Source organism: Salinimicrobium sp. TIG7-5_MAKvit, from assembly GCF_049569215.1.
In the GTDB taxonomy this organism is placed as follows: Bacteria; Bacteroidota; Bacteroidia; order Flavobacteriales; family Flavobacteriaceae; genus Salinimicrobium; species Salinimicrobium profundisediminis.
Window position 1 is genome coordinate 1402440 of the sequence record NZ_CP145903.1, and the last position, 24629, is coordinate 1427068.

The 24629-nt window shown below is 43.7% G+C and carries 25 protein-coding genes; 16 read left to right on the forward strand and 9 right to left on the reverse strand.

Features of this window, described 5'->3' with window-relative positions:
- Window positions 1–164 precede the first annotated feature (164 nt).
- The 15 genes from V5739_RS06355 to V5739_RS06425 all read left to right on the forward strand — a co-directional run bounded on the left by V5739_RS06355 (window position 165) and on the right by V5739_RS06425 (window position 11872).
- Entirely contained in the window at window positions 165–494 is a 330-nt protein-coding gene (locus V5739_RS06355) for a HesB/IscA family protein (protein WP_266070043.1), read from the forward strand.
- Window positions 495–526: 32 nt separating this feature from the next.
- A complete protein-coding gene (locus tag V5739_RS06360; protein ID WP_423820087.1) occupies window positions 527–919 on the forward strand; it encodes a four helix bundle protein in 393 nt (130 codons plus the stop codon).
- A 39-nt stretch (window positions 920–958) separates the two neighbouring features.
- Window positions 959–2404 carry a Fe-S cluster assembly protein SufB gene (gene sufB / locus V5739_RS06365; protein WP_423820088.1) on the forward strand — a complete coding sequence of 482 codons (1446 nt, stop codon included), beginning with the start codon at window positions 959–961 and terminating at the stop codon, window positions 2402–2404.
- 5 nt (window positions 2405–2409) lie between these two features.
- Window positions 2410–2820, forward strand: coding sequence for a hypothetical protein (locus tag V5739_RS06370; RefSeq protein WP_423820089.1), 411 nt, complete (start codon window positions 2410–2412; stop codon window positions 2818–2820).
- Between the two features lie 22 nt (window positions 2821–2842).
- Window positions 2843–3595 carry a Fe-S cluster assembly ATPase SufC gene (gene sufC, locus V5739_RS06375; RefSeq protein WP_266070046.1) on the forward strand — a complete coding sequence of 251 codons (753 nt, stop codon included), beginning with the start codon at window positions 2843–2845 and terminating at the stop codon, window positions 3593–3595.
- Between the two features lie 54 nt (window positions 3596–3649).
- Complete coding sequence (gene sufD / locus V5739_RS06380) at window positions 3650–4963, forward strand: Fe-S cluster assembly protein SufD (RefSeq protein ID WP_423820090.1); 1314 nt, start codon at window positions 3650–3652, stop codon at window positions 4961–4963.
- 21 nt (window positions 4964–4984) lie between these two features.
- Window positions 4985–6223 carry an aminotransferase class V-fold PLP-dependent enzyme gene (locus V5739_RS06385; RefSeq protein ID WP_423820091.1) on the forward strand — a complete coding sequence of 413 codons (1239 nt, stop codon included), beginning with the start codon at window positions 4985–4987 and terminating at the stop codon, window positions 6221–6223.
- 10 nt (window positions 6224–6233) lie between these two features.
- Window positions 6234–6641: an META domain-containing protein gene (locus tag V5739_RS06390; protein WP_423820092.1), complete on the forward strand. Its 408-nt coding sequence runs from the start codon at window positions 6234–6236 to the stop codon at window positions 6639–6641.
- Window positions 6642–6688: 47 nt separating this feature from the next.
- On the forward strand, window positions 6689–7066 hold the full coding sequence (locus tag V5739_RS06395) for a SufE family protein (RefSeq protein ID WP_266070096.1): 378 nt from the start codon (window positions 6689–6691) through the stop codon (window positions 7064–7066).
- A 1-nt stretch (window position 7067) separates the two neighbouring features.
- A complete protein-coding gene (locus V5739_RS06400) occupies window positions 7068–7391 on the forward strand; it encodes an SUF system Fe-S cluster assembly protein (protein WP_266070050.1) in 324 nt (107 codons plus the stop codon).
- Window positions 7392–7417: 26 nt separating this feature from the next.
- Window positions 7418–7921 (forward strand): DUF2480 family protein, encoded by a 504-nt coding sequence (locus tag V5739_RS06405; protein WP_423820093.1) that lies wholly within the window; start codon window positions 7418–7420, stop codon window positions 7919–7921.
- 3 nt (window positions 7922–7924) lie between these two features.
- A complete protein-coding gene (locus V5739_RS06410) occupies window positions 7925–8827 on the forward strand; it encodes a DUF3078 domain-containing protein (protein ID WP_423820094.1) in 903 nt (300 codons plus the stop codon).
- Between the two features lie 122 nt (window positions 8828–8949).
- Window positions 8950–10173: a GTPase HflX gene (gene hflX / locus V5739_RS06415; protein WP_423820095.1), complete on the forward strand. Its 1224-nt coding sequence runs from the start codon at window positions 8950–8952 to the stop codon at window positions 10171–10173.
- Between the two features lie 43 nt (window positions 10174–10216).
- On the forward strand, window positions 10217–10945 hold the full coding sequence (locus tag V5739_RS06420) for a hypothetical protein (RefSeq protein WP_423820096.1): 729 nt from the start codon (window positions 10217–10219) through the stop codon (window positions 10943–10945).
- Window positions 10946–11152: 207 nt separating this feature from the next.
- On the forward strand, window positions 11153–11872 hold the full coding sequence (locus V5739_RS06425; RefSeq protein WP_423820097.1) for a hypothetical protein: 720 nt from the start codon (window positions 11153–11155) through the stop codon (window positions 11870–11872).
- Between the two features lie 79 nt (window positions 11873–11951).
- Here the strand turns inward: V5739_RS06425 and mfd are convergent, their stop codons facing one another.
- The 8 genes from mfd to V5739_RS06465 all read right to left on the reverse strand — a co-directional run bounded on the left by mfd (window position 11952) and on the right by V5739_RS06465 (window position 22830).
- Window positions 11952–15314 (reverse strand): transcription-repair coupling factor, encoded by a 3363-nt coding sequence (gene mfd / locus V5739_RS06430; RefSeq protein WP_423820098.1) that lies wholly within the window; start codon window positions 15312–15314, stop codon window positions 11952–11954.
- Window positions 15315–15525: 211 nt separating this feature from the next.
- Window positions 15526–15822, reverse strand: coding sequence for a type II toxin-antitoxin system RelE/ParE family toxin (locus V5739_RS06435; protein WP_423820099.1), 297 nt, complete (start codon window positions 15820–15822; stop codon window positions 15526–15528).
- Window positions 15810–15992 (reverse strand): hypothetical protein, encoded by a 183-nt coding sequence (locus V5739_RS06440; protein WP_423820100.1) that lies wholly within the window; start codon window positions 15990–15992, stop codon window positions 15810–15812. Before V5739_RS06440 ends, V5739_RS06435 begins: the two co-directional genes overlap by 13 nt.
- A 91-nt stretch (window positions 15993–16083) precedes the next feature.
- A complete protein-coding gene (pdeM, locus tag V5739_RS06445) occupies window positions 16084–16746 on the reverse strand; it encodes a ligase-associated DNA damage response endonuclease PdeM (protein ID WP_423820101.1) in 663 nt (220 codons plus the stop codon).
- Window positions 16731–19259 carry a ligase-associated DNA damage response DEXH box helicase gene (locus V5739_RS06450; RefSeq protein ID WP_423820102.1) on the reverse strand — a complete coding sequence of 843 codons (2529 nt, stop codon included), beginning with the start codon at window positions 19257–19259 and terminating at the stop codon, window positions 16731–16733. The genes pdeM and V5739_RS06450 overlap by 16 nt, the downstream gene beginning before the upstream one ends.
- Window positions 19260–19433: 174 nt before the next feature.
- Window positions 19434–19970 carry an endonuclease domain-containing protein gene (locus V5739_RS06455; protein ID WP_423820103.1) on the reverse strand — a complete coding sequence of 179 codons (537 nt, stop codon included), beginning with the start codon at window positions 19968–19970 and terminating at the stop codon, window positions 19434–19436.
- 89 nt (window positions 19971–20059) lie between these two features.
- Window positions 20060–21649: an ATP-dependent DNA ligase gene (locus tag V5739_RS06460; RefSeq protein WP_423820104.1), complete on the reverse strand. Its 1590-nt coding sequence runs from the start codon at window positions 21647–21649 to the stop codon at window positions 20060–20062.
- Window positions 21650–21789: 140 nt separating this feature from the next.
- Complete coding sequence (locus tag V5739_RS06465) at window positions 21790–22830, reverse strand: ligase-associated DNA damage response exonuclease (RefSeq protein WP_423820105.1); 1041 nt, start codon at window positions 22828–22830, stop codon at window positions 21790–21792.
- 247 nt (window positions 22831–23077) lie between these two features.
- On the opposite strand from V5739_RS06465, the gene V5739_RS06470 reads away from it, so the two are divergent.
- Window positions 23078–23503 (forward strand): TerB family tellurite resistance protein, encoded by a 426-nt coding sequence (locus tag V5739_RS06470; protein ID WP_423820106.1) that lies wholly within the window; start codon window positions 23078–23080, stop codon window positions 23501–23503.
- Between the two features lie 63 nt (window positions 23504–23566).
- On the opposite strand, the gene fbp is transcribed toward V5739_RS06470, so the two are convergent.
- Window positions 23567–24577: a class 1 fructose-bisphosphatase gene (gene fbp / locus V5739_RS06475; protein ID WP_423820107.1), complete on the reverse strand. Its 1011-nt coding sequence runs from the start codon at window positions 24575–24577 to the stop codon at window positions 23567–23569.
- Window positions 24578–24629: the final 52 nt, after the last annotated feature.

A 24629-nucleotide genomic window follows, 5' to 3' on the forward strand; every position in this document is an offset into this window, starting at 1 on the left:
AATTCTGAAAATGAAAAAGTTACACAAATAACCCGAAGAAATTAAAGAAGTTTGGAAAATAGCCGATGCCAATGCCCGAATTCTTTTTTCTGATAGCATTTGCCATGGTAAAACCTATTGTTTGTATTATATTTGCATTTAATTTAGAATTAATCTTTATAGCGATGATAAAGGTAAGTGAAAACGCCAAAAAGAGAATAACCGCCCTTATGCAGGAAGATGGTTTTGATGCCATGCAGGATTTTGTTCGGGTGGGTGTGAAGAGCGGTGGATGTTCGGGCCTGTCCTATGATCTTAAATTCGATCATTCAAAGGCAGAAGGTGACAAGCTTTTTGAAGACAACGATATTAAAATTGTTGTCGATAAAAAGAGCGTGTTGTACCTGGCGGGAACCATCCTTGAATATTCGGGCGGCCTCAACGGTAAAGGATTCGTATTCAACAATCCCAATGCCCAGCGCACTTGCGGATGCGGGGAATCATTCTCGCTGTAGGTTCATAGTTCAAGGTTTAAAGTTTAAGGTTGATGGGCACACTAAAGAATTTTGAAGATCTGGAGATTTGGAAAAGTGCACGCGGTATATGCAATGACATCTTTAAGATCACACAAAATTTTGACCTGAAATCTGATTATAAACTTTACGACCAAATGAACGGCTCTTCAGGGTCTGTTATGGATAATATTGCTGAAGGATTTGAAAGGAATGGTAATAGGGAATTTATTCAATTTCTGGCCATAGCGAAAGCTTCTTGTGGAGAAACACGATCTCAATTACATCGTGCACTTGACAGAAATTACCTTTCCAAAGAGGAATTCGACCTCCTCTACACTAAATTGATTTTATTGAGCAAGCAGATAAGCTCTTTTATTAACTATCTGCAAAAAAGCGAATTAAAAGGAACAAAGTTCAAAGGGTAGAACCTTGAACTTTAAACCTTAAACCAGGAACTCAGAAAGATGGCATATACAGAAGATGATTTAAAAAAGGAGCTCGACAATAAAGAGTATAAGTACGGATTCTACACCGACATTGAATCTGAAACTTTTCCTGTGGGACTCAATGAAGACATTGTACGGGCAATCTCCCTCAAAAAAAATGAGCCGGAATGGATGACCAACTGGCGCCTTGAAGCTTTTAGGGCCTGGCAGGAAATGATCGAGCCAGAATGGGCTAATGTGCATTATAAAAAACCCAACTTTCAGGACATTTCTTATTATTCTGCGCCTTCAAAAAAGCCGAAATACGACAGTCTTGATGAAGTTGACCCCGAATTGCTGGATACCTTTAAAAGGCTTGGAATTTCTCTTGATGAGCAGAAAAAGCTTGCAGGGGTAGCAGTAGATGTGGTAATGGATTCTGTTTCTGTAACCACGACCTTCAAAAAAACATTGGCCGAAAAAGGGATCATATTTTGTTCTATAAGTGAAGCCATTCAGGAGCATCCCGAATTAGTAAAAAAATACCTTGGTACTGTAGTGCCTCAAAAAGACAATTTCTATGCTGCATTGAATTCCGCAGTATTTAGTGATGGTTCTTTCTGTTATATTCCAAAAGGAGTGCGGTGCCCTATGGAATTGTCTACTTACTTCAGAATAAACCAGGCCGGAACAGGGCAGTTTGAAAGAACTCTTGTGGTTGCCGATGAAGGTAGTTATGTGAGTTACCTGGAAGGTTGTACTGCGCCATCAAGGGATGAGAATCAATTGCACGGTGCAGTTGTGGAGCTTATCGCTTTAGATGATGCCGAAATCAAGTACTCAACCGTGCAGAACTGGTATCCAGGGGATAAAGAAGGAAAAGGTGGAGTTTATAACTTCGTGACCAAACGCGGAATTTGTGAAAAGAACGCCAAGATAAGCTGGACGCAGGTAGAAACCGGTTCGGCTGTGACCTGGAAATACCCAAGTTGTATACTGAAGGGAGATAATTCGGTAGGAGAATTCTACTCTATCGCGGTTACTAATGATTTTCAGCAGGCCGATACTGGAACTAAAATGATCCATATTGGAAAGAATACCAGGAGTACAATTATTTCTAAAGGGATCTCGGCCGGAAGAAGCCAGAACAGCTACCGCGGACTCGTGCAAATAAACAGTAAGGCTGAAAATGCCCGAAATTTCTCTCAGTGTGACTCTTTACTAATGGGGAATAAATGTGGAGCCCATACCTTCCCATATATTGAAGCGAAGAACAAGACAGCAAAAGTTGAACACGAAGCTACCACCAGTAAAATTGGGGAAGACCAGATTTTTTACTGTAACCAGAGAGGAATTGATACCGAAAAAGCGATTGCCCTTATTGTAAACGGGTTTAGCAAAGAAGTACTAAACAAACTCCCTATGGAATTTGCGGTTGAAGCTCAAAAGTTACTGGAGATCTCCCTGGAAGGATCTGTAGGATAATAGCTATGAAAAAAATATATTTTGCATTACTGGCAGGGTTGTTCATGCTCAATAGCTGCGGGGAAGATTCTGAACCCACAGAGGTTGAGCCACAGGTTGCAGTAGCAAAAGACAGCATACCCACCATAAAAGGAGAATTTATCTTTCTTGCAGATGCTGCAGTGCTTAAGGGTAAAGACTTCATTTATGGAGTACAAATAGATTCATTGAGTCGCGAACTGGCCGACAGTGTTGCGAACTTCAAACAAGATGATTTTGACATGGTGCCGGTTACAGTTAAAGCCCGCATCATTAAAAATCCACGACGCGAAGGTTGGGAAGAACTGGTAGAGATAAAAGAGATCCTTGAAATCTCGACTAAAGAGACCGATACTTCAGCTGCGCCAAGAATTAAAAAAGACATCGAAAAACCCTGAGGATTCAGGAAATATTGAAATTATGCTTAAAATAAAAAATTTACACGCCAAAGTAGAAGGCCTTAAAATATTAAAAGGCATAGACCTCACTATAAATGCAGGAGAGATCCATGCTATTATGGGGCCCAACGGTTCAGGAAAAAGTACGCTTTCTTCGGTAATTGCCGGAAAAGAAGAGTATGAAGTAACCCGCGGAGAGATCAATTTTGAAGGAGAAGAGCTCACAGAGTTTGATGCTGAAGAAAGGGCGCATAAAGGCGTATTTCTATCTTTCCAGTATCCGGTAGAAATTCCCGGGGTTACCGTGACCAACTTTATGCGAACAGTGATCAATGCCAACAGGCAGGCGAAAGGTCTTAAAGACATGCCGGCTAATGAAATGCTGAAGATGATCCGCGATAAGTCTGAACTGCTTGAAATAGACCGTAAATTCCTTTCCCGTTCCCTTAACGAAGGCTTTTCGGGAGGAGAAAAGAAGCGGAACGAAATTTTCCAGATGGCTATGCTGGAACCAAAACTGGCTATTCTAGACGAAACAGATTCAGGATTGGATATTGATGCCCTGCGTATAGTGGCTAACGGTGTTAACAAGCTGAGAAGACCAGATAATGCTACACTTGTGATCACTCACTACCAGAGGTTGCTCGATTATATCATCCCTGATTATGTACACGTGATGCTCGACGGAAAGATCGTAAAATCTGGAGGAAAAGAACTCGCTTACGAGCTGGAAGAAAAAGGATACGACTGGATCAAGGAAGAAGTAGGAGCGTAAGGCGCCAGAAGGCCCTTTAATTTTCCCCTTTTTGGGGAGTAAGAAAAAAGAACAATGGAGCTAAAAGATAAATTATTATCCTCATTTCTGGCTTTTGAAGAGAACGTGAACATGAATAGTGATATTCACGACATAAGAAGCCGGGCCATTAAGGATTTTGAAGAGATGGGCTTCCCCACAAAAAAACAGGAAGCCTGGAAATACACTTCCCTGAACAAGGTTTTGAAGCACGATTACACCGTATTTCCAAAAAAACATGACACCATTGATTACCGCGATGTTGAGCAGTATTTCATAGATGACATTGACACTTATAAGATCGTGTTCATCGATGGGATCTATTCTTCACACCTTTCGGCTACAACACACGAAAAGATCGATGCCTGTTTGATGTCTTCGGCATTGAACAATTCCAAATACAAGCCAATTATTGATAACTACTTCAATACGGTGGCCCCAAAAGAAAGCCTTACCTCTTTAAACACTGCTTTTTCGAAAGAAGGTGCTTTTATCAATATTCCGAAGAATACCATGGCCGATAAGCCCATACAGGTGCTAAATTTCTCTACCGGAAATGAATCGGCATTGCTGGTGCAGCCAAGAAACCTTATTGTTGTTGGGGAGAATTCGCATGTGCAAATTATTGAAAGGCATCAAAGCCTTACAGATCAACCTGTATTAACCAACTCGGTTACCGAGATCTTTGCCGATAAAAGAGCGATTGTTGACTATTACAAAATTCAGAACGACAATCACAATGCTTCTTTAATTGACAATACTTTTATTGAACAGCACAGGGAAAGCCAATGTTCTGTACATACTTTTTCTTTTGGTGGAAACCTTACCCGAAACAACCTTAATTACTACCAAAAAGGAGAGCGCATAGACTCTACTTTAAAAGGGATTACTGTAATTGGCGGCAAGCAACACGTAGACCATAATACCTTAGTGCATCACACAGAACCAAACTGTGAGAGCCACCAGGATTACAAAGGCGTATTTGCCGGGTCTTCTACAGGAGTATTCAACGGAAAGATCGTGGTTAACAAAGAGGCTCAGAAAACGAATGCTTTTCAGTCTAATAATAACATATTACTGGACGATAAAGCGACAATTAACTCAAAGCCACAGCTGGAGATCTTTGCCGATGACGTAAAATGTAGCCACGGCTGTACTATTGGTCAGTTAGACGATGAAGCTTTATTTTACCTGCGCTCACGCGGAATTCCGCTAAAAGAAGCAAGAGCACTTTTAATGTACGCCTTTGCCAATAATGTACTTGAAAGTGTAAAAATTCCGGAGCTTAAAGCCAGGATCACCAATATCATTGCCCTTAAACTTGGGGTGAATGTGGGCTACAGCCTGTAACCCAAAACAAAAAACTTACTCATGAAAGTTGCCTCTACCAAAACCCACTTTGATGTGGAAACCATAAGAAAAGATTTTCTCATCCTCTCCCGGGAGGTGAATGGAAAACCGCTGGTTTATTTTGACAATGCGGCAACTTCCCAAACCCCGCAGCAGGTAATTGATGCTATTGTTGACTATTACACGCGATACAATGCGAACATTCACCGCGGAGTTCACACCCTGTCTCAGGAAGCTACTGATGCTTATGAGCAGGCACGGATAAAAATTCAGGAGCATTTTAATGCAGCTAAGGCACACGAAATAATTCTTACTTCGGGTACTACCCACGCTATAAACCTTGTGGCAAGTGGTTTTGCTTCCCTTCTGAAGAAAGACGATGAAGTCATCGTTTCAGCTTTAGAACATCACAGCAATATTGTACCCTGGCAAATGTTATGTGAGAAAACCGGTGCAAAGCTGAAGGTAATCCCTATGAATAATGAAGGGATGCTTAAAATGGATGAGTACGAAAAACTGCTTTCTGAAAAAACGAAGCTGGTATTTGTCAATCATGTTTCTAATGCTTTGGGAACTGTGAACCCGGTTGAAGAGATCATCCAAAAGGCTCATGCTGTAGGTGCAGCAGTTCTTTTAGATGGCGCACAGGCGGCACCTCACATTAAAGCAGATGTACAAAAGCTGGATGTGGATTTTTACGCAGTTTCTGCTCATAAAATGTGCGGCCCCACGGGAGTAGGTATGCTCTACGGAAAAGAGGAATGGCTTAAAAAACTTCCACCTTACCAGGGAGGAGGCGAAATGATTGCCACGGTGACCTTTGAAAAAACCACCTATGCCGATTTGCCACACAAATTTGAAGCCGGAACGCCCGATATTTGCGGCGGTATAGCCTTTGGAGCGGCTCTTGACTATATGAACAATATAGGTTTTGAAAAGATTGCTGCCTATGAACATGAACTACTGGAATATGCCACCCAAAAGCTGCTGGAAATAGATGATTTGAAGATTTACGGAACTTCTTCAGACAAAACAGCGGTCATCTCTTTTAACATTGGAGAAATTCACCCTTACGACATTGGCACCATTATAGACAAATTGGGAATTGCCGTAAGAACAGGGCATCATTGCGCTCAACCGGTAATGGATTTCTTCAAAATACCTGGTACAGTAAGAGCTTCATTCTCTTTTTATAACACTAAAGAAGAAATAGATACATTTGTTGAAGCAGTAAAAAAAGCAAAACTAATGCTGTCTTAAATTAAGGTAAATGAGGAAAATACTGCTTTTAATACTTTCTGTAATTTCCCTTTCATGTGCTAATACCATAGACACTGTTACAGAAGAAATTCTGGATGGCAATTACCGGGTGATCGCAATTCAGGGACACGAATATCTGCCCCGCGATATTGTTTTCAACTTCAATCCTATGGCAAGTAAACTTTCGGGAAATACGGGTTGTAATGATTTTTCAGCACATTACAATCAGCAGGGGAGCAATCTGGAATTTTCAACCCCTATGAATACAAGGAAGTACTGCAAGGGAAAAATGGAGGTAGAAAGACAAATTCTGTCTTCCTTCGAGAAGGTCTCAAAACTGGATCATACTGGCAATGAATTTGTTATTTATTCCAACAATGATGTACCTTTAATGACTTTAATTAAAATAGAACAGTAGTGAGCAACATAAAAGAAATACAGGACGAGATTGTAGATGAATTCGAGATGTTTGATGACTGGATGCAACGCTACGAACACATGATCGAGCTTGGAAAGTCTCTGCCGCTCATAGAAGAAAAGTACAAGACAGAAGACAACCTTATTAAGGGCTGCCAGAGTAAAGTATGGGTTCATGCCGAACTGGAAGGAGACAGGCTGGTTTTTACAGCCGATAGTGATGCCATTATTACCAAAGGCATCATCGCCATTCTTATTCGCGCCTATTCTAACCAGCATCCCAAAGATATTATAGAAGCTGATACTGCTTTTATCGATGAGATTGGCTTAAAAGAACATTTGTCCCCTACCCGGGCCAACGGTCTTGTGAGCATGATAAAGCAGTTAAAAATGTATGCAGTAGCATATCAAACCCAATTAAATTAAGATGGAACACGCACAGAATTCCGAAGTTTTAGGAGAAAAGATCGTAAGGGTTTTGAAAACCATTTACGATCCCGAAATTCCGGTAGATATATATGAACTGGGGTTGATCTATGACGTAATGGTCAATGAAGACAACGAGATCAAGATCCTTATGACCCTTACCACTCCCAACTGCCCTGTAGCCGAATCTCTTCCTATGGAAGTAGAAGAGAAGGTGAAATCTATGGACGAGGTAAAAGACTGTGAAGTAGAGATCACTTTTGACCCGCCATGGAACCAGGACCTCATGAGCGAGGAAGCAAAGCTTGAACTGGGAATGCTTTAATAAACAAAACTATCTTTTAAATTTTTATGGCTGAAGAAATTATAAACCGCGTAGCAAACAGCAAACTTGTAACTGTTGACCTGGAGGAACTTTATCCTGCAGGCGAGCGGGTAATCTTCGACATAAAAGACTGGCTTCTGGAAGGTTTTGTGCTTAGGGAAAAAGATTTTAGGGCTACTGCAAAAGCACACGACTGGTCGCAGTACAGCAATAAGTACGTTGCCCTTACCTGTTCCAGTGATGCCATTATTCCGGGCTGGGCTTATATGCTGCTCAGCACCTACCTCACTCCATATGCCAAAAAAGTGGTTACGGGAGACCTGTCAATGCTCGAAACAGTACTTTATACCGAAATCCTGCAAAACCTTGATGTTTCTAAATATGAGGGGCTGCCGGTAATTATAAAAGGCTGCTCGCGCCGCCCTGTCCCTCAAAATGCATATCTGCAACTTATTAATAAACTTCAGCCGGTAGCAAAGAGCATCATGTATGGCGAAGCCTGTTCATCTGTACCGCTGTTTAAAAAGTAGTACATGAAGAAATTTTTACTTTATACTTTTATTTTATTCGGATTTACGGCAAACGCCCAGGACGAAAATAGCGACGAAAATGACACTCCGCCTGATGGTTGGTCTTCCGAAGGAAAATTCCAACTGCTCTTTAACCAGTCGGCTTTTAATGCGGAATGGACCGGCGGCGGAACTTCAAGTATGGCCGGAAACCTGGTGCTTGATTACAGCCTGAATTATAGAAAAGGGAATTTGACATGGGACAATAAATTCCTTGCCAATTACGGTCTCACAAAACTGAAGGATGACGAATTTACCCGTAAAACCAGCGACCGCCTCGAGATCAACAGTATTTTGGGGAAACAAATGGAAAACTCCAACTGGTATTACTCCTTTTTCACCAATTTTAGAACGCAGTTTAGCAAAGGTTATGTGTATTCCCAGGATCAGGAAACCGGGCAGCCCGTTCGTCGTGAAACCACGCATTTTATTTCTCCCGCCTACCTGCAGTTTGGGCCGGGTATGATGTGGAAAAAAAGTGAAGATTTCTGGTTTAACCTGGCACCTGCCACAGCGAGGTTCATCTTTGTGGATCCAGATTTTACATCGGCGCCTGGATATGTTGACGGTTCCTATTACGGGGTGGATACCAACAACAGCAGCCGCTTTGAACTGGGGGCTTCGGTAAGTTCCTACTTCAAATATGAGGTGATGACCAATGTTACCATGGAGCATAACCTTAGCCTGTACTCCAATTATCTCGACCAGCCAGAAAATATTGATATCGATTACCTGCTCAACCTCGACATGGGGATCAACAAATATCTTTCGGCCAATTTGATCTTTCAGGCCATTTACGATGATAATATTGTAGGAGCCTTTCAGATAAGGGAAGTCTTTGGAGCAGGATTCACCTATACCTTCTAAAAAAGGCATTTTCAGAAGAAATTTTTCAGCTTAAATTTAGCTAATGTTTAAGAGCTCTCGCAGTTCGCGGCTTCGGCTTGTAAAAATCATTTGTGTAACTTTGTTTCCATAGCTCAGCTTGTATGTTAGAAAAAAACGATTTAGAATACGAAAAAGTTGTGCTCATTGGGATCGTCACCCGCGAGCAGAACGAAGAAAAACTCGAAGAATACCTTGACGAACTTGCATTCCTGACTTACACCGCGGGAGGTGAGGTTAAAAAGCGTTTTACGCAGAAAATGGACATGCCCAACCCAAAAACCTTTATAGGTACGGGAAAGATGGAAGAAGTGCGTCTTTATGTTTCTGAAAATGAGATAGGAACTGCCATTTTTGACGACGAACTCTCACCTGCACAGCAAAAGAATATCGAAAAGATACTTAACTGTAAGGTGCTGGACAGAACGAACCTTATACTTGACATTTTTGCCCAGAGAGCCACAACAAGCTACGCCCGCACACAGGTAGAGCTTGCGCAGTACCAATATCTTCTTCCAAGACTTGCCGGGATGTGGACTCACCTGGAACGCCAGCGTGGGGGTATTGGAATGAGAGGTCCCGGGGAAACCGAGATTGAAACTGACCGCCGAATTGTACGTGACAAGATCGCCCTTCTCAAGAAAAAGCTGGAGACCATTGACAAACAAATGGAAGTGCAGCGTGGAAACCGCGGCCAACTGGTGAGAGTGGCTTTGGTAGGTTACACCAACGTTGGAAAATCTACATTGATGAATGTGATTAGCAAGAGTAAGGTCTTTGCTGAAAACAAGCTTTTTGCCACCCTCGACACTACGGTTCGAAAAGTGGTAATTCGCAATCTGCCTTTTTTGCTTACAGATACTGTTGGGTTCATTAGAAAATTACCGACACAGTTGGTAGAATCGTTCAAATCTACGCTTGATGAGGTGCGTGAAGCCGATCTTTTGCTGCATGTGGTAGATATTTCCCATCCGCAGTTCGAGGATCATATTGCTTCGGTTAACCAGATTATGGCCGAAATTAAAAGCGGTGAAAAACCGACTTTAATGGTCTTCAATAAGATTGATGCTTATGAAGCCGAAAAGATCGAGGAAGATGACCTGATGACCGAAAAAACAAGCTCCCACTACACTTTGGCAGAATGGGAAAACACCTGGATGAACCGTCTTGGCGATAATGTGCTGTTCATTTCGGCCCTCAACAAAGAGAACATGGAAGAGTTCAGGAAAAAGGTTTATGAGGCAGTAAGAGAGATTCATATCACCCGTTTTCCTTACAACAATTTCCTTTATCCCGAATACGATACCTATACAGACGAAGAGGAATAATTTCTGAAAAATTCAGTATTTTAGAGGAGCTAATTCTCTGAACATGAAAAAATTACCATTTCTGCCCTTGCTGATATTTTTCAGTATGGCAACTGCCCAAAACCTGGAGGGTTCATGGCTTCTTGTAGAAGTAGATCATCAGCCTGTTAATGACCTGGAGACGGTAAGGATCTATATGGACAATTATTTTGCACAGGGCACCAAAGAAGCCGGTACAAATAAATTCATTAGCGCCTCTGGCGGGGAATATACCTTAGACGACCTCTATACCGAAACCTACGATTTCAATACCGAAGATCTTTCAGCTTTAGGAGAAACCCGACAGTATGAACCGGTTGAAATTCAAAAGAACCTGCTCAACCTTACGGCCGAAGATGGCACTACCTACACCTGGAGAAGAATATCAGACGACACCAACGACCTCTCCGGAAACTGGGTGATCACAGGCCGGCAACGCGACGGGGAACTTAGCCGCAGTACGCCCGGCGCCAGGAGAACCATAAAGATCCTTGGCGGCGACCGCTTTCAATGGGTGGCATTTAATTCCGAAACGGGAGATTTCTCCGGCACAGGAGGCGGTACGTACACAGCTGAAGACGGTAAGTACACAGAGAATATTGAATTTTTCTCGAGAGATGACAGCCGCGTTGGTGCCAGCCTGGATTTTGATTACAAAGTGAAAGACGGGGAATGGCATCACAGCGGTAAGAGCTCTAAAGGCGACCCTATCTATGAGATCTGGTCTCCTTATGCCGAAGCTTATAAAGAGTAGTTTTTTATAAGACCTCACAGGTTTTGAAAACCTGTGAGGTCTGCTCCATATTACCTCAAAAATGGCATTTTTGAGAGGTAATATTTTTTCTGTTATCTTTTCCCAATGAAATACCTACTCCTTCTTATTCTCTTAATCCCTTTTAGCGGAATAGCTCAGGATATTTCGGGAAGCTGGTCCTGGCAAGCTGAAAATGACGGGCCCCGGATGGAAATCATTTTAAAAGCAGAAGGAGCTGGATTCACCGGTCATCATTGTGCAGTATTTGAAAATAGCGACAAGATTGATTGCGTTGACCAAAACAATACTGTATCTATTAAAATTAAAAGGACTGCTGAAAATAAGTTTGAAGGAACAATTAGAAGTGGCTATAGTGGTAAAAAAGAGAAAGTAAAGCTACTTTTCGAAATTCAGGAGGCTCCCGGTAGTATATATTACCTGCCAAAAAAGGCATTTTTTAAGTCCACTTTGGGCCGGGAATCGAAATCCGAAAGAATTGTTTCACAATCTGAAACCACAGATATAAATTGTAAGGAACACCAAAATGAGCCTTCTCTTCAGAATTTAAAATCCTCTGAAAAAATAAAGGATTCTTTATTTTTTCATTTAAATGAAAGTTACTTTCAAAAAGGAAAATACGATGAGAACTTGCTTTATATTAAAGATGCTTTAAATGATGAAAGATCTTCAGAAACATTTCTGTTTAAAATAATGGAAAGAAGAAGTGACATTGCAGCCCCGGAAAAAATTGGAAGTTTTCACCAGTATATTACAGATTCCGAATTTTTCCAGGAGGAAAAAAAAGTAAATAAGCTACAAGATTACAGACTTGCTTCTCATCTTCAAAAATTCATAATATATCTGGTGGATTATAATTATGAACCTCCAATTTATATTCAAGTTTATCCATTGACCGAGATAGAATAATACAGACCCAAAGCAGAGAATACCTCTCAAAAATGACATTTTTGAGAGGTACTTTTTTCTCCTTACTTTTCCTGGGGGATTAGGAGGCTTCCGCGGTAGCCTTCACATCCAGCGGCTGTAGCACTTTCAATGCTCTATCGACAGTTGTCACCTTCTCAAATGTCAGCAACAACCTCAATCCACTGCGGGTTTTCTTTTCTTTCATGGTGCAGCTCTGCGGATGCGTTTGTACGTATTGAAGCACTCTTGTAAAAGCTTTGCTCTGGTAGAAACGCGACTGCTGGTCAGCAATGAAGTAGCCTATCAGCTTGCCCTGCTTCATTATTATTTTCTCGACTCCTATTTTTGAGGCAATCCATTTGATACGGACGCTGTTCAGGAGATCTTCGGCCTGAGTTGGCAGTTCCCCAAACCGGTCTACCAGCTCGGCTTCAAATTTCTGAAGCTCTTCTTCCGTCTTGAGGTTGTTGAGCTGGGTGTAAAGATTAAGCCTTTCAGAAATGTTGTTGATATAATCATCGGGGAACAGCAATTCAAAATCGGTATCGATCTGCGTGTCTTTCACGTATTCCTTATCCTCTTTCTCCTGCTCCTGGTAAAGATCCCTAAATTCATTTTCCTTCAGTTCCTCTATGGCTTCGTTCAGGATCTTCTGGTAGGTATCAAAACCAATTTCATTAATGAATCCACTTTGTTCCCCTCCTAAAAGGTCACCTGCACCACGGATCTCCAAATCCTTCATCGCAATGTTGAATCCGCTACCCAGCTCGCTGAATTGCTCTAAAGCGGTAATTCGCTTCCTCGCATCATCGGTCATGGCAGAATACGGCGGTGTAATGAAATAGCAGAAGGCTTTTTTATTGCTTCGGCCTACCCTTCCGCGCATTTGGTGAAGATCGGAGAGTCCGAAGTTATTGGCGTTGTTGATAAAGATGGTGTTGGCGTTGGGTACATCCAGCCCGCTTTCTACAATGGTCGTGGAAACGAGCACATCAAATTCGCCATTCATGAACTTCAGCATAAGCTGCTCCAGCTTCTTTCCTTCCATTTGTCCATGACCGATCCCGATCTTCGCATCGGGCACCAGCCTTTGGATCATCCCTGCGACTTCCTTGATGTTCTCTAAACGATTGTGAATAAAGAACACCTGCCCGCCCCGCTGAATCTCGTAGGAAACCGCATCGCGAATGTTCTCTTCAGAAAACCTTATCACGTGGGACTCAATAGGATACCTGTTTGGCGGCGGAGTGGTAATTGTAGAAAGATCTCTCGCAGCCATTAAACTGAACTGTAACGTACGCGGAATTGGCGTTGCCGTAAGAGTGAGCGTGTCAACATTTTCTTTGATGGTCTTCAGCTTATCTTTTACAGCCACTCCAAACTTCTGTTCTTCATCTACAATAAGCAGCCCGAGATCTTTAAACTTCACTGCCTTATTCACCAGTTGATGGGTACCAATTACGATATCAACCTTCCCGTTCTCCAGTTCTTCGAGAGTAGTTCTTCTCTCTTTGGCTGTTCTAAAGCGGTTCAGGTAATCTACGGTGACAGGAAAATCCTTCAGGCGTTCTGTAAAAGTCTTGTAGTGTTGAAAAGCCAGAATGGTAGTAGGCACCAGCACTGCCACCTGTTTCCCGTTATCAACTGCCTTGAAGGCGGCTCTTATCGCAACTTCAGTTTTTCCGAAGCCAACATCCCCGCACACCAGGCGATCCATAGGCCGTTCGTTCTCCATGTCGGCCTTAACATCGGCTGTGGCTGTACTCTGGTCGGGTGTATCTTCGTAGAGGAAGGATGCTTCCAGCTCATGTTGCAGGTAAGAATCAGGTCCGTAGGCGAAACCTTTCTGTAACCTGCGCTTGGCATACAGCTCAATAAGGTTAAAAGCAATATTCTTAACTCTCGCTTTGGTCTTTTGCTTCAGGTTTTTCCAGGCGTTGCTGCCCAGTTTATAGATTTTGGGCGGCTTCCCGTCCTTGCCGTTGTATTTTGAGATTTTGTGCAACGAGTGAATACTTAGGTACAGCACATCGCGTTCGCCATAGATCAGCTTGATCGCCTCCTGCTTCTTACCTTCCACGTCGATTTTTTGGAGTCCGCCGAATTTCCCAATTCCGTGGTCAATATGCGTCACATAATCGCCGACTTCCAGGTTGGTAAGCTCCTTTAAAGTTATCGCCTGTTTCTTGGCGTACCCATTTTTCAGGTGGAATTTGTGGTAACGTTCAAAGATCTGGTGATCTGTGTAGCACACCATTTTTTGACCTTCAGCAACAAAACCCTGGTACATAGAAAGTACCACAGTTTTATATTTCACCTCCTGGTCAACATCATCAAAAATGTCATGAAACCGCTTGGCCTGCTGCTCACTTACGCAAAAAATATAATTGGAAAAACCGTCTTCGCTGTTCTCCCTAAAATTCTGAATAAGCAGTTCAAAATTCTTGTTGAACGATGGCTGGGGTTTGGTGTTGAAGGTAATTGTTTTAGCAATATCCTCTGGTTGATGGGAATTGGTCACTACCAGCGAATATTCCTGCATCTGCTCCTTCAAAAGTGCCGAATTACAGAACAATTCTTCCGGCTCATTGTGTTTAATTTCTTCGGAAAGATTTTTAAAAGCTTCTTCGGCTTTGCTGAAAAGCTTATCTATCTGGGAAAACAATAATTCCGGTTCCTGGCTGAAGATTACCGTTTGATCTGAAATATACTTCAGAAAACTCTCCCGCACCTCCTGAAGCCTTTTGTGCTCCACATTCGGGATCACCGTGATCTTCTTCACCTGATCTGTAGACAACTGCGTCTCCACATCAAAAGTCCTGATGCTCTCTACCTCATCGCCAAAGAATTCTATCCTGTAAGGCTCGTCATTACTGAAAGAAAACACGTCGAGGATCCCCCCACGCACCGAAAACTCACCAGGTTCAGTAACAAAATCCACTCTTTTGAACTTGTACTCGAACATCACTTCGTTCACAAAGTCGATAGACAGTTCGTCGCCAACCTTGATCTTGAGTGTGTTCTTTTCCAGCTCTTTCCTGGTCACTACCTTCTCAAAAAGGGCATCTGGATAGCTAATTATTAGCGCAGGTTTTTTGCGGGAGTTGATCCTGTTAAGCACTTCTGCCCGAAGCAGCACGTTGGCATTATCGGTTTCTTCCAGCTGGTAAGGCCTGCGGTAACTCCCGGGGTAAAAAAGCACATTTTTGTCACCCAGCAGCTGCTCGAGATCATTCAGGTAATAGGCAGCTTCTTCCTTGTCATTGAAGATCAGCAGAAAAGGCTTTTCAGCTTCTTCAAAAGCATTGGCAATAACAAAGGAAAGTGCAGAGCCTACGAGGCCCTTTAACTGCACCTGAGTTCGCGGCAGGGCAAGCGCTTTCCCCAGTTCAAGCTGTTGAGTCGACTGTGCAAAGCTTTGGGCAATAGAATTTTTACTCAAAAAATTTATTTTTTGCAAAGATAAAGCTTAATGCGCAAAGGCTAAAGAAGGTGAAGTTTAAACAGAAGTTAAAATACAGTTGTGAGTTAGGAAGTTCAGAGTTATGAGTTTAAGCTATTGGCAATTGCCTATTAGTCCTTAGCTCAGTAACATTTCCCGCTGATTTCGCAGATCTAAGCAGAACTCTTCATAATTTTTTCTTTGAAAAACTTTACAACTTCCGTTTTCCTAAATCTCGCGCGGAGTGGTGAACTGTTAAAATATCCACACGTTCCTGATCTACTATTCGATAAATAATCCGGTAATTTCCTTCAATTAACTCACGGATATCTTCTCTGTTGATTTCCTCAACAATTTTCCCAGAATAGATATGCGAAGTTAAAATTTTTGTTCTGAGTCTGATTCTAATTATTTGAAGTCTTGCATATTTCAGCGAATCTCTTGCGATATACTTTACAATACTCTGCAGATCCTCCCTTGCCTGAACAGTCCAATTTATTTGAACCATTTTTCCATCTCCTTTTCCAACTCGGCATCTGGAATCACCTCACCCTGCTCCGACTGGAGAATTCCCTTTTCAACTTTTTCCACCAGGATCAATCTATCAACCAGCTCATCAATGGAAAATTCCTCTGGAAGGTTTTCAATTTCGGCTTTGACCTTTTCCTTCTTTAACATAATCAGAAATTTTTATTACAAGATACAAATAAGCTTCTTTAAAATCTGAAAAAAGTCTTGGTGATCTAGACTCTAGGTTCTTGGCTCTTTTTTAATCATTCAAACAAATCACTTCCTCCTTTGTCACCACATACACCTCATCATCTCCCTGCGGAATAAGGATGTGCTTCCCGGTGAATTCGCCGAAGGCGGGCAGGATCAATTGATCTTTCGATTTAAAGAAGCAGGACAGTTTAAGCTGCTGCCTGCCGTGACCATTAATTTTAACTCCGGGGTGAATGTGCCCCGAAAAGTTAAAGAACCCGTGTCTTTCTTCGGGATGATGGGTGAAGAGGAAGTTTTTCAGCACAATTTCAGAGGTGACAAAAACTCCCAGCGCCTCATACTTAAGTGGTGAAATGATATCGTGGTTTCCTTCCACCAGAATAACTTCAGCAGAAATTTGTTCGAGCCAGTGCTCAAAAAACAGCCATTCCTTATTTAGGGAGCTGTGGAAAAGATCTCCCAAAAATGCTATTTTTGAGGGTTCAAAAAAAGTAATGACCTCATCCATTTTCTGAAAGTTCCCCGCAATTGCAGTTTGCGGTACTGCACTCCCAAACTTCCGGAAATGCGACACCTTCCCCAGGTGCACATCACTTATCACCAACAGGTCTTCCTCCTCCCAGAACATGGCGCCGGAAGGATGTAAAGTAAAATTCTGATTATAAAGACTAAGCGTTTTTGTCATTTTTGAAGCTACAGGTCGCCCCATTGCGCCATCATTTTTTTAATTCTATCCTCCAGTTTTTCTGAAGATAATTTCTCCCGCATCCTGTCGGTGATGATCGGGAAGGCGAAAGGTGTGGGTTTTTCGCATTGTTTCCAAACCAATTTTTGTTCCGAAATGCGCTCCATAGCCATTCTCAACCTGCCCTCTTCCAACTGATGCTCGAAAGTTTCCCTAAACGCCTGCTGAAACAATAAATTGTCCGGCTCGTAATCCCTGAAAACACTGAAAAGCAGCTGCGAATTCGACTGAAGATGTTTTGTCTTGATCATCTTATTCGGAAAGCCCGAAAACACCATTCCGGCGATGACTGCAATATCCCGAAATTTCCTCCGGGCCATCTCGGTGGCGTTTAAACTGGTTTGGAGGTCGTCCATGAGATGTTCCGGAGAAAAAAGATCATTATCGAATACCTGCTGCATATCGATCTCCTGATCGGAAAGCAGCTCAAATCCGTAGTCATTAAAGGCCAGGGAAAAAGTGATGGGCGACAGCAGACTAATCCTGTAAGCCAGCAAACTCGCCATAGCTTCATGCACAAAGCGGCCTTCAAAAGGGTAAAAAATCGCGTGGTATCCCTCGCGGGTTTTAAAAGTTTCGATAAGGAATTCATCTTTTTTGGGGATAATAGACTCCCTGTTTTGCCTCTTAAAGATGTTGCTGAGGGCGTTAAGTTCTAAAGAACCACTATTACGTTCGTCAAGAGACCCCTCGACGGAGCCTGTGCCGAGCGCAGTCGAGGTGCTCGAACTGACATCGAGTTCTGAAGCTACGAACATCTCCTCCCGCAGGAGTTCACTCATCTGGGCTGAAAAGCTCATCCTCCCTCCTGCCCAGCTGGGGAAACGGGAATTCTTGACTTTCGATTTCTTTACGATCACCTGCATATTCTTGATCTGGTACAGCTCCAGGTTCTTTCCGGCGAAAGTGAAGACATCTCCGGGATTTAGTTTGGAAATGAACCACTCTTCAATAGTCCCAATGTAGCCTCCGCCCAAATATTTCACCGCCAGCACAGCATCACTTACAATAGTTCCTATTTGCAGTCGGTGTCGCATGGCAATAGCCCGATTATTTACTTTAAATAATCCGTCCTCCTCGATCTCCACCTTTTTGTACTCGTCATAAGCCTGCAGCGTCTGACTCCCCTGCGTGATAAAATTCAGCAGCCACTCCCATTGTTCTTCGGAAAGCGCCTGGTAGCAAAAGGTTGATTTGACTTCCGGCCAGATTTTCTTCGGAAAGAATCCGTCGGAAACTGCGAGGGTAGTTAGATATTGAACGAGCACATCAAAGGAATTGAGGTAGGGAATTCTGTCTTCCACCACAGTATGTTTTACCGCTTTTTGTAAGGCTGAAGCTTCAATGAGCTCCATGGCATGTGTCGGCAAAAAATAGATCACGCTCTCCTTTCCCGGCTGGTGTCCGCTTCTCCCCGCCCTTTGCAGAAATCTGGCGACACCTTTTGGTCCGCCAATCTGGATGATGGTCTCCACCGGCGAGAAATCTACCCCCAGATCCAGGCTGGAGGTCGCCACCACCGCTTTCAACTGTTCATCTCTAATTGCCTGCTCCACCCACAGCCGGGTTTCTTTGTTGATGCTTCCGTGGTGCATTGCGAGTTCTCCTGCGAATTCAGGATATTTCTGCAAAATCCGCTGAAACCAGATCTCGCACTGGGATCGGGTGTTGGTGAAAAGCAAGGTTGTCCTTGATTTCCGGATGATGGGCACTACCTCATCAATAAGGTGTAACCCTAAATGCCCCCGCCATGGAAAGGTTTCCATCTTCTCCGGAATGATTGATTTTACACTGATCTTCTTCTGAATATCGGCCCGGATCAACACAGAATTCTCAAAAGCTTCCGATTCAGGTCCCAGCAACACCTCCCTTGCCTCCTGAAGGTTTCCAATAGTAGCAGAGATTCCCCAGATCTTCATTTTTGGAGCCACAGTTTTTAGGCGGGAAAGGGCGAGTTCTATCTGCACTCCGCGCTTGGTTCCCAGCAGCTCATGCCATTCGTCAATGACTATTGCATTTAGATCTTTAAAGGTCTTTTCATAGCGTTTTGAAGAAAGTAACAGCTGCAGACTCTCAGGTGTAGTGATAAGAAGGTCGGGCATTTGCTTCTTCTGGGCAGCACGTAGTTTCTGGGAAGTATCTCCGGTGCGGATCCCAACTGTTAGTCCGCTGCCAATATCCTGCGCAAATCGATTTGCCGCCTGCTCGATCTCTACTGAAAGCGCCCGCAACGGCGTGATCCATATAGCTTTGAGTCCGGGTTTGTGCTTTGTTTTATAATCGGGATTTTGTCTGATATAATCTAGCACTATGGGAATCCACAGCGCATAGGTTTTCCCACTTCCGGTGGGAGCGTTAAGGAGTCCGTGCTTACCATCCAAAAAGGCTTTCCAGGAATCCTTTTGAAAAGCAAAAGATTTCCAGGACTGGGATTTGAACCAGTCGTTGGCGAGTTTTATGAGTTGTGTTTTGTTCATGATTTGTGCTCTGGTTGGACCCTTCCGTCATTCCTTCGGAATGCCACCTTCCCTTGGCAAGGGAAGGAGTTTTTGATTGTGTTACCTTCTTAGTTTTTTCTTCAATTATAAATTTTACAAACCCACTTTCTCCTGGGGAACAGCTTTGCTGTTCCTATAAAATTCCCCTCCTTTTTAAGGAGGGGTGGATCCGCGGGAGCGGAGACGGGGTGGTCCGTCGCTCCTGAAATTTCTCTTTATCTCCTCTAACACCCACTCCAAATTATCAAATACGCTCCTGTTCTCAAACCTGATCACCCTCATGCCTACCTCCTCGAGTTTTTTTGTTCTTATAGTATCTTTTTCTTCATTTGTTGAGTTCATATGATACAGCCCATCCAGCTCGATAACCAGTCTTTCTTCGGCGCAGTAGAAATCTACTATAAAGTTTAAGATGCTGTGTTGCCTCCGGAATTTTCTTCCCTCCAGCTTCTTTTGTTGCAAATGTGTCCACAGATATGCCTCGGCGGTAGTCCCGTGGTGGCGGAGCTTCTTGCGGTAGGGCTCCAGGGATTTTTTATTGTGGATTCTCTTTTTCATTTTTGACTGGTTTAAGCGAGAAGCAGCCGTGGGACCCTTCCGTCTCCGCCTGCGGCGGATCCACCTTCCCTTTTTAAGGGAAGGAGCTATTTGTGCTACTATATTTATTTTTTCTTCAATTCTAAATTTCATAAACCCATTTTCCCCCTAGGGAACAGCAAAGCTGTTCCGGAAAAGCTCCCCTCCTTTTTTTAAGGAGGGGTGTCCGCAGGACGGGGTGGTCATTTCGGGATCAACTGCTTTAATTCCTCAATAGTATTTGCTTCTTCTATTTTTTTGTCCTGTCTCCATCTTAATATTCTCGGGAATCTTGTTGCTACCCCGCTTTTGTGACGGCTGGATTCTGCGATTCCTTCGAAAGCTATTTCAAAAACGAGCTGAGGTGTAACCGAGCGAACGGGACCAAAACGTTCGAGCGTGTTCTTCTTTATCCAGGCATCCACCTGACGGAATTCAGCATCTGTGAGTCCGGAGTAGGCTTTGGCAAAAGTCACCAGTTCGTCATCCTGCCACAAGGCGAAAGTGTAATCGGTAAAGAGATTCGAACGGCGGCCGTGACCGCGCATGGCATAGGTGAGTACGGCATCAACGGTTAAAGGTGCTACTTTCCACTTCCACCAGTCACCTTTTTTCCTTCCGACGAGGTAGGGCGAATCCCAACGTTTGAGCATAAGGCCTTCACTTTTTACCTCCCTGGCCCGCTCCCGTTCGGCGGTTGCTTCTTCCCATTTTTTAAAGGAAATGGTTTCGGAAAGATGAAAAGGCAGTGCTTCAGTTTTCACTGTGGAATAAAGTTTCTCGAGGATCTGCCTGCGTTCCAAAAATGGCAAATTCCGGATGTCTTTCCCCTCCCACTCTAAAAGATCATATGCTTTCAGGATCACCGGGGTCTTTTTCAGCAGCGCCTTTGAAACAGTTTTCCGGCCGATGCGGGTTTGTAGGTCATTAAATGTGCCGATATCTCCTTCAGGAAATGGAAGGATCTCCCCATCTATTACTGTTCCATCAGGGATGACTTCCAAAAATGCAGAAAACTCAGGGTATTTATCGGTTACCAGTTCTTCTCCCCGACTCCACACAAAGATCTCTCTGTTGCGAATCACTACCTGCGACCTTATTCCGTCCCATTTATGCTCTGCAGACCAATTGGAAGGATCACCAAGATCTTCGGGAGCTCCTTCAATAGCGTATGCCAGGTAGAACGGGTACGGTTTGGAAAGAAAATCTTCTTCATTCTCCTCTAAAATGAGCTTTTGAAAGGTGATTTTTTGAGGATCCCAATCACCCATCAGCTTATATGCCAGCACATCTTCATCTATTTCTGTAGCTTTTGAGAGGGCACGGGTCATGAGCTTCTGACTCACGCCAATCCTGAAACTTCCGGTAATGAGCTTCGTAAAAACGAAACGCTCGTAATAATTGAGAGCGGCCCAGTTCTCGTGCAGGTATTCTTTCTTATCGGATTCAGTGGCTGCTTTGAGGTCAATTATTTCCTGAAGGTATTGGGTTAAGCTTTTCTCGCTGGATTCTTCTGCCGGGGGAATTACCAACGCTATAGTTTCAGCTAAATCTCCCACGATGTGGTAAGACTCTTCAAACAACCACAGCGGAATATTGGCCAGTTCGGCAGCAAATGTCCGCAGCAAAGTGGTATTGACTGGTCGCGGCGGACGGCGGTGCGAGAGAATAGCGATTGCCCACACCTTATCTTTATTCGGCACCCGCTGAAAATAGCGCGTTAAGGCCGCCACCTTCACCGTGGTTTTGTTGGTGCTGTCAAGTTCCCTAATAAGTGCTGCGAATTCTTCCATAACCCCTCCCTGGCCCTCCCCTAGCAGGGGAGGGAATTTTCGTGTTCTTAAGTTATTTTTATTTCATCTAATTTCTGATCACTGACCAATGATTACTGATTACCAGACCTCACAGGTTTTGGAAACCTGTGAGGTCTGCTTTAATTTTCATCATTTTCTTCTGATTTTGAATTCATCTCTGCCAACTCACCTTCATACTGGGTTTCGGCGGTGCGGGCGTCGTAGCCCTGTTCATTTAAAAATCGGCTAAAGATCTCGGAGTAGCCGTGGGTGCAGATCACCCGCTCGCAACCTGTAGCTTTAATTGAAGCCAACAATCCCTGCCAGTCGCAATGGTCAGAAAGTACGAATCCGCGGTCGACGGCCCGGCGACGGCGTGCACCCCTAAAGGCCATCCAGCCACTGGCCATTCCGGTTTCAAAGGGTACCATCTTCCTTATCCACGTACTACCGTGAGTGCTGGGCGGTGCCAGCACCATTCCGCCTCTTAGCTCTTCCTTTTTTGTCTCCCTCGTGATCCTGATGGTTTCAGGAAGATGGGCGAAGGGTCGCACTACTTCAGTCATATTTTCAATGGCGCCATGGGTGAAGATCCTTCCTATAGACGGATCCAAAAACTTCAGCAATCGCTGGGCTTTTCCGAGGGAATATCCGAAGAGAACTGAAGTCTTACCTTCCGACTGATTTTGCTGCCACCAGCTGTTGATGTCGTTCATCACCTGCTCCTGCGGCAACCATTTAAAAGCCGGAAGTCCAAAAGTGCATTCGGTGATAAAAGCGTCACACTTCACAGGTTCATAAGGCACTGCGAGACCATCATCTTCGGTTTTATAATCGCCGCTAAATACCCAAACTTCCCCCTTTTGCTCTACCCTCACTTGCGACGAGCCAATAATATGACCGGCCGGAAAAAGCGAAAATTTCACGTTGTTAATGACGAATGTCTCCCCGTATTCCTTTCCGGAAACCTCTATTTCTCCAAGCCGGTGTTTTATAATGGGAACATTGGTATGGTGGGTGATATACTGCTTATTCCCCCACCGGGAATGATCGGCGTGGCCGTGGGTGATGATCGCCTTGTCTACCGGCTTCCACGGATCGAGATATACCCCTGCAGGTTCGCAGTAGATCCCTTTTTTATCAAAACAAAGCAGCGGTTTTTTCTGATTTTTAAGCGGCATGAATTCAAGTTAGGATTTTTTTTGCAGGGCAGCTGTGGCATTAGGAAAAAATTAGAACTGAAAATGCCATTTTTGAAGGGTTAGCGATTACAGCTGATAGCTCCCGAAGCCTGCAAAGGCGAGGGACTATGAGCGGAAAGCCTGCCTGCCGGCAGGCAGGCGCGGCCCCCGCCCTTTTAGGCGGGGGAACCCCCCTAATGATAAGAATAAGAGTAAATTGCTATATTTGAGTAAAAATATTTGTGCTATGTCATTTTCAGATCTTTTTGGAAGCGGGGAACACCTCAGGAATCTTGGGCATTTTGCCGCTATTGTCAACCTTGCTGCCGCCGATGGGCCAATTAATGCCAAAGAAGAGGCGCAGTTAAAGCGTTTTGCGACGAAACTGGATATTGCGGAAGAGGAATACATGAAGGTGCTGCAAAACCCAAACGCTTTTCCCATTCACCCCAACAACTCAGTTGAAGGGCGGCTGGAGCGACTTTATGACCTATTTAAAATCATATATTCTGACCATGATATTGAAGAGCAGGAAGTGGGCCTTCTGAAAAAATATGCCATAGGTATTGGTTTCTCCCAAAAAGCGGCTCAAGACATCATTAAACGCTCTATGGAGATCTTTAGCGGGATGAGCTTTGACGACTACCGCTACCTGCTTAACAGGGAGAAATAATTTAAAGGCAAGACTTTTGGTTCTGGAAAATCCCTCTTAAAAATGGCATTTTTGAGGCTGCTGTTATTCGGGGTTTTTGGCCATGAATTCTTCCACTTTTTCAACCATTTCTTTGTTTCCGCAGAAGAAAGGAACCCTTTGGTGTAACTCTGTAGGTTCAACATCCATAACCCGGCTAAAGCCGTTGCTGGCTTTACCACCGGCCTGTTCAGCGATAAAAGCCATAGGGTTGCACTCGTACAGCAACCTCAGTTTTCCCTGAGGCGCATGGGAAGTAGTGGGATAAAAGTAAATTCCGCCTTTGATCATATTGCGATGAAAATCAGACACCAGCGAACCTATATACCTGGACGTGTAAGGCCTGTCCTCCTTTTCTTCCTGGCAATATTTGATGTAGTTCTTCACTCCTTTTGGAAAATGTACGTAATTCCCCTCATTCACCGAATAGATACTGCCTTTTTCGGGAAATTTCATATCGGGATGAGAAAGATACCACGAGCCAAGGGCCGGGTTGAGGGTAAAGCCATTCACGCCGTGGCCTGTGGTATACACAAGCATGGTAGAAGTTCCATAAACGATATAACCCGCAGCCACCTGTTTATTGCCCGGCTGTAAGAAATCTTCCATCTGCACGGGCGTCCCAATTGGGCTAATGCGCCGGTAAATGGAAAATATTGTTCCTACCGAAACATTCACATCAATATTCGAACTGCCATCTAACGGATCCATCAACACCACATATTTGTTCTTATGATCGTTGTTCTGGCCTGAAATGGTGATGAAATCTTCCGATTCTTCGGAAGCAATGCCGCAGACGATCTCCCTGTTAGTAAGGGTTTGGATGAATTTCTCGTTGGCATAAACATCCAGTTTTTGCTGATCTTCCCCCTGCACGTTAGTCTCCCCTGCTGCCCCGGTAATATCTACCAGTCCGGCTTTATTCACCTCGTGATTCACCACTTTTGCGGCTAGCCTGATAGAGTTAATCAATCTTGAAAGTTCTCCCGAAGAAAAGGGAAATTCTGCCTGATTTTCAATTATGAATTCGCCTAACGTCTGATTTTTCTTGACCATTGAAGTAGAAAATGTGCTTTATCAAACAAAACTAAAGTAAATAATTTTAAGT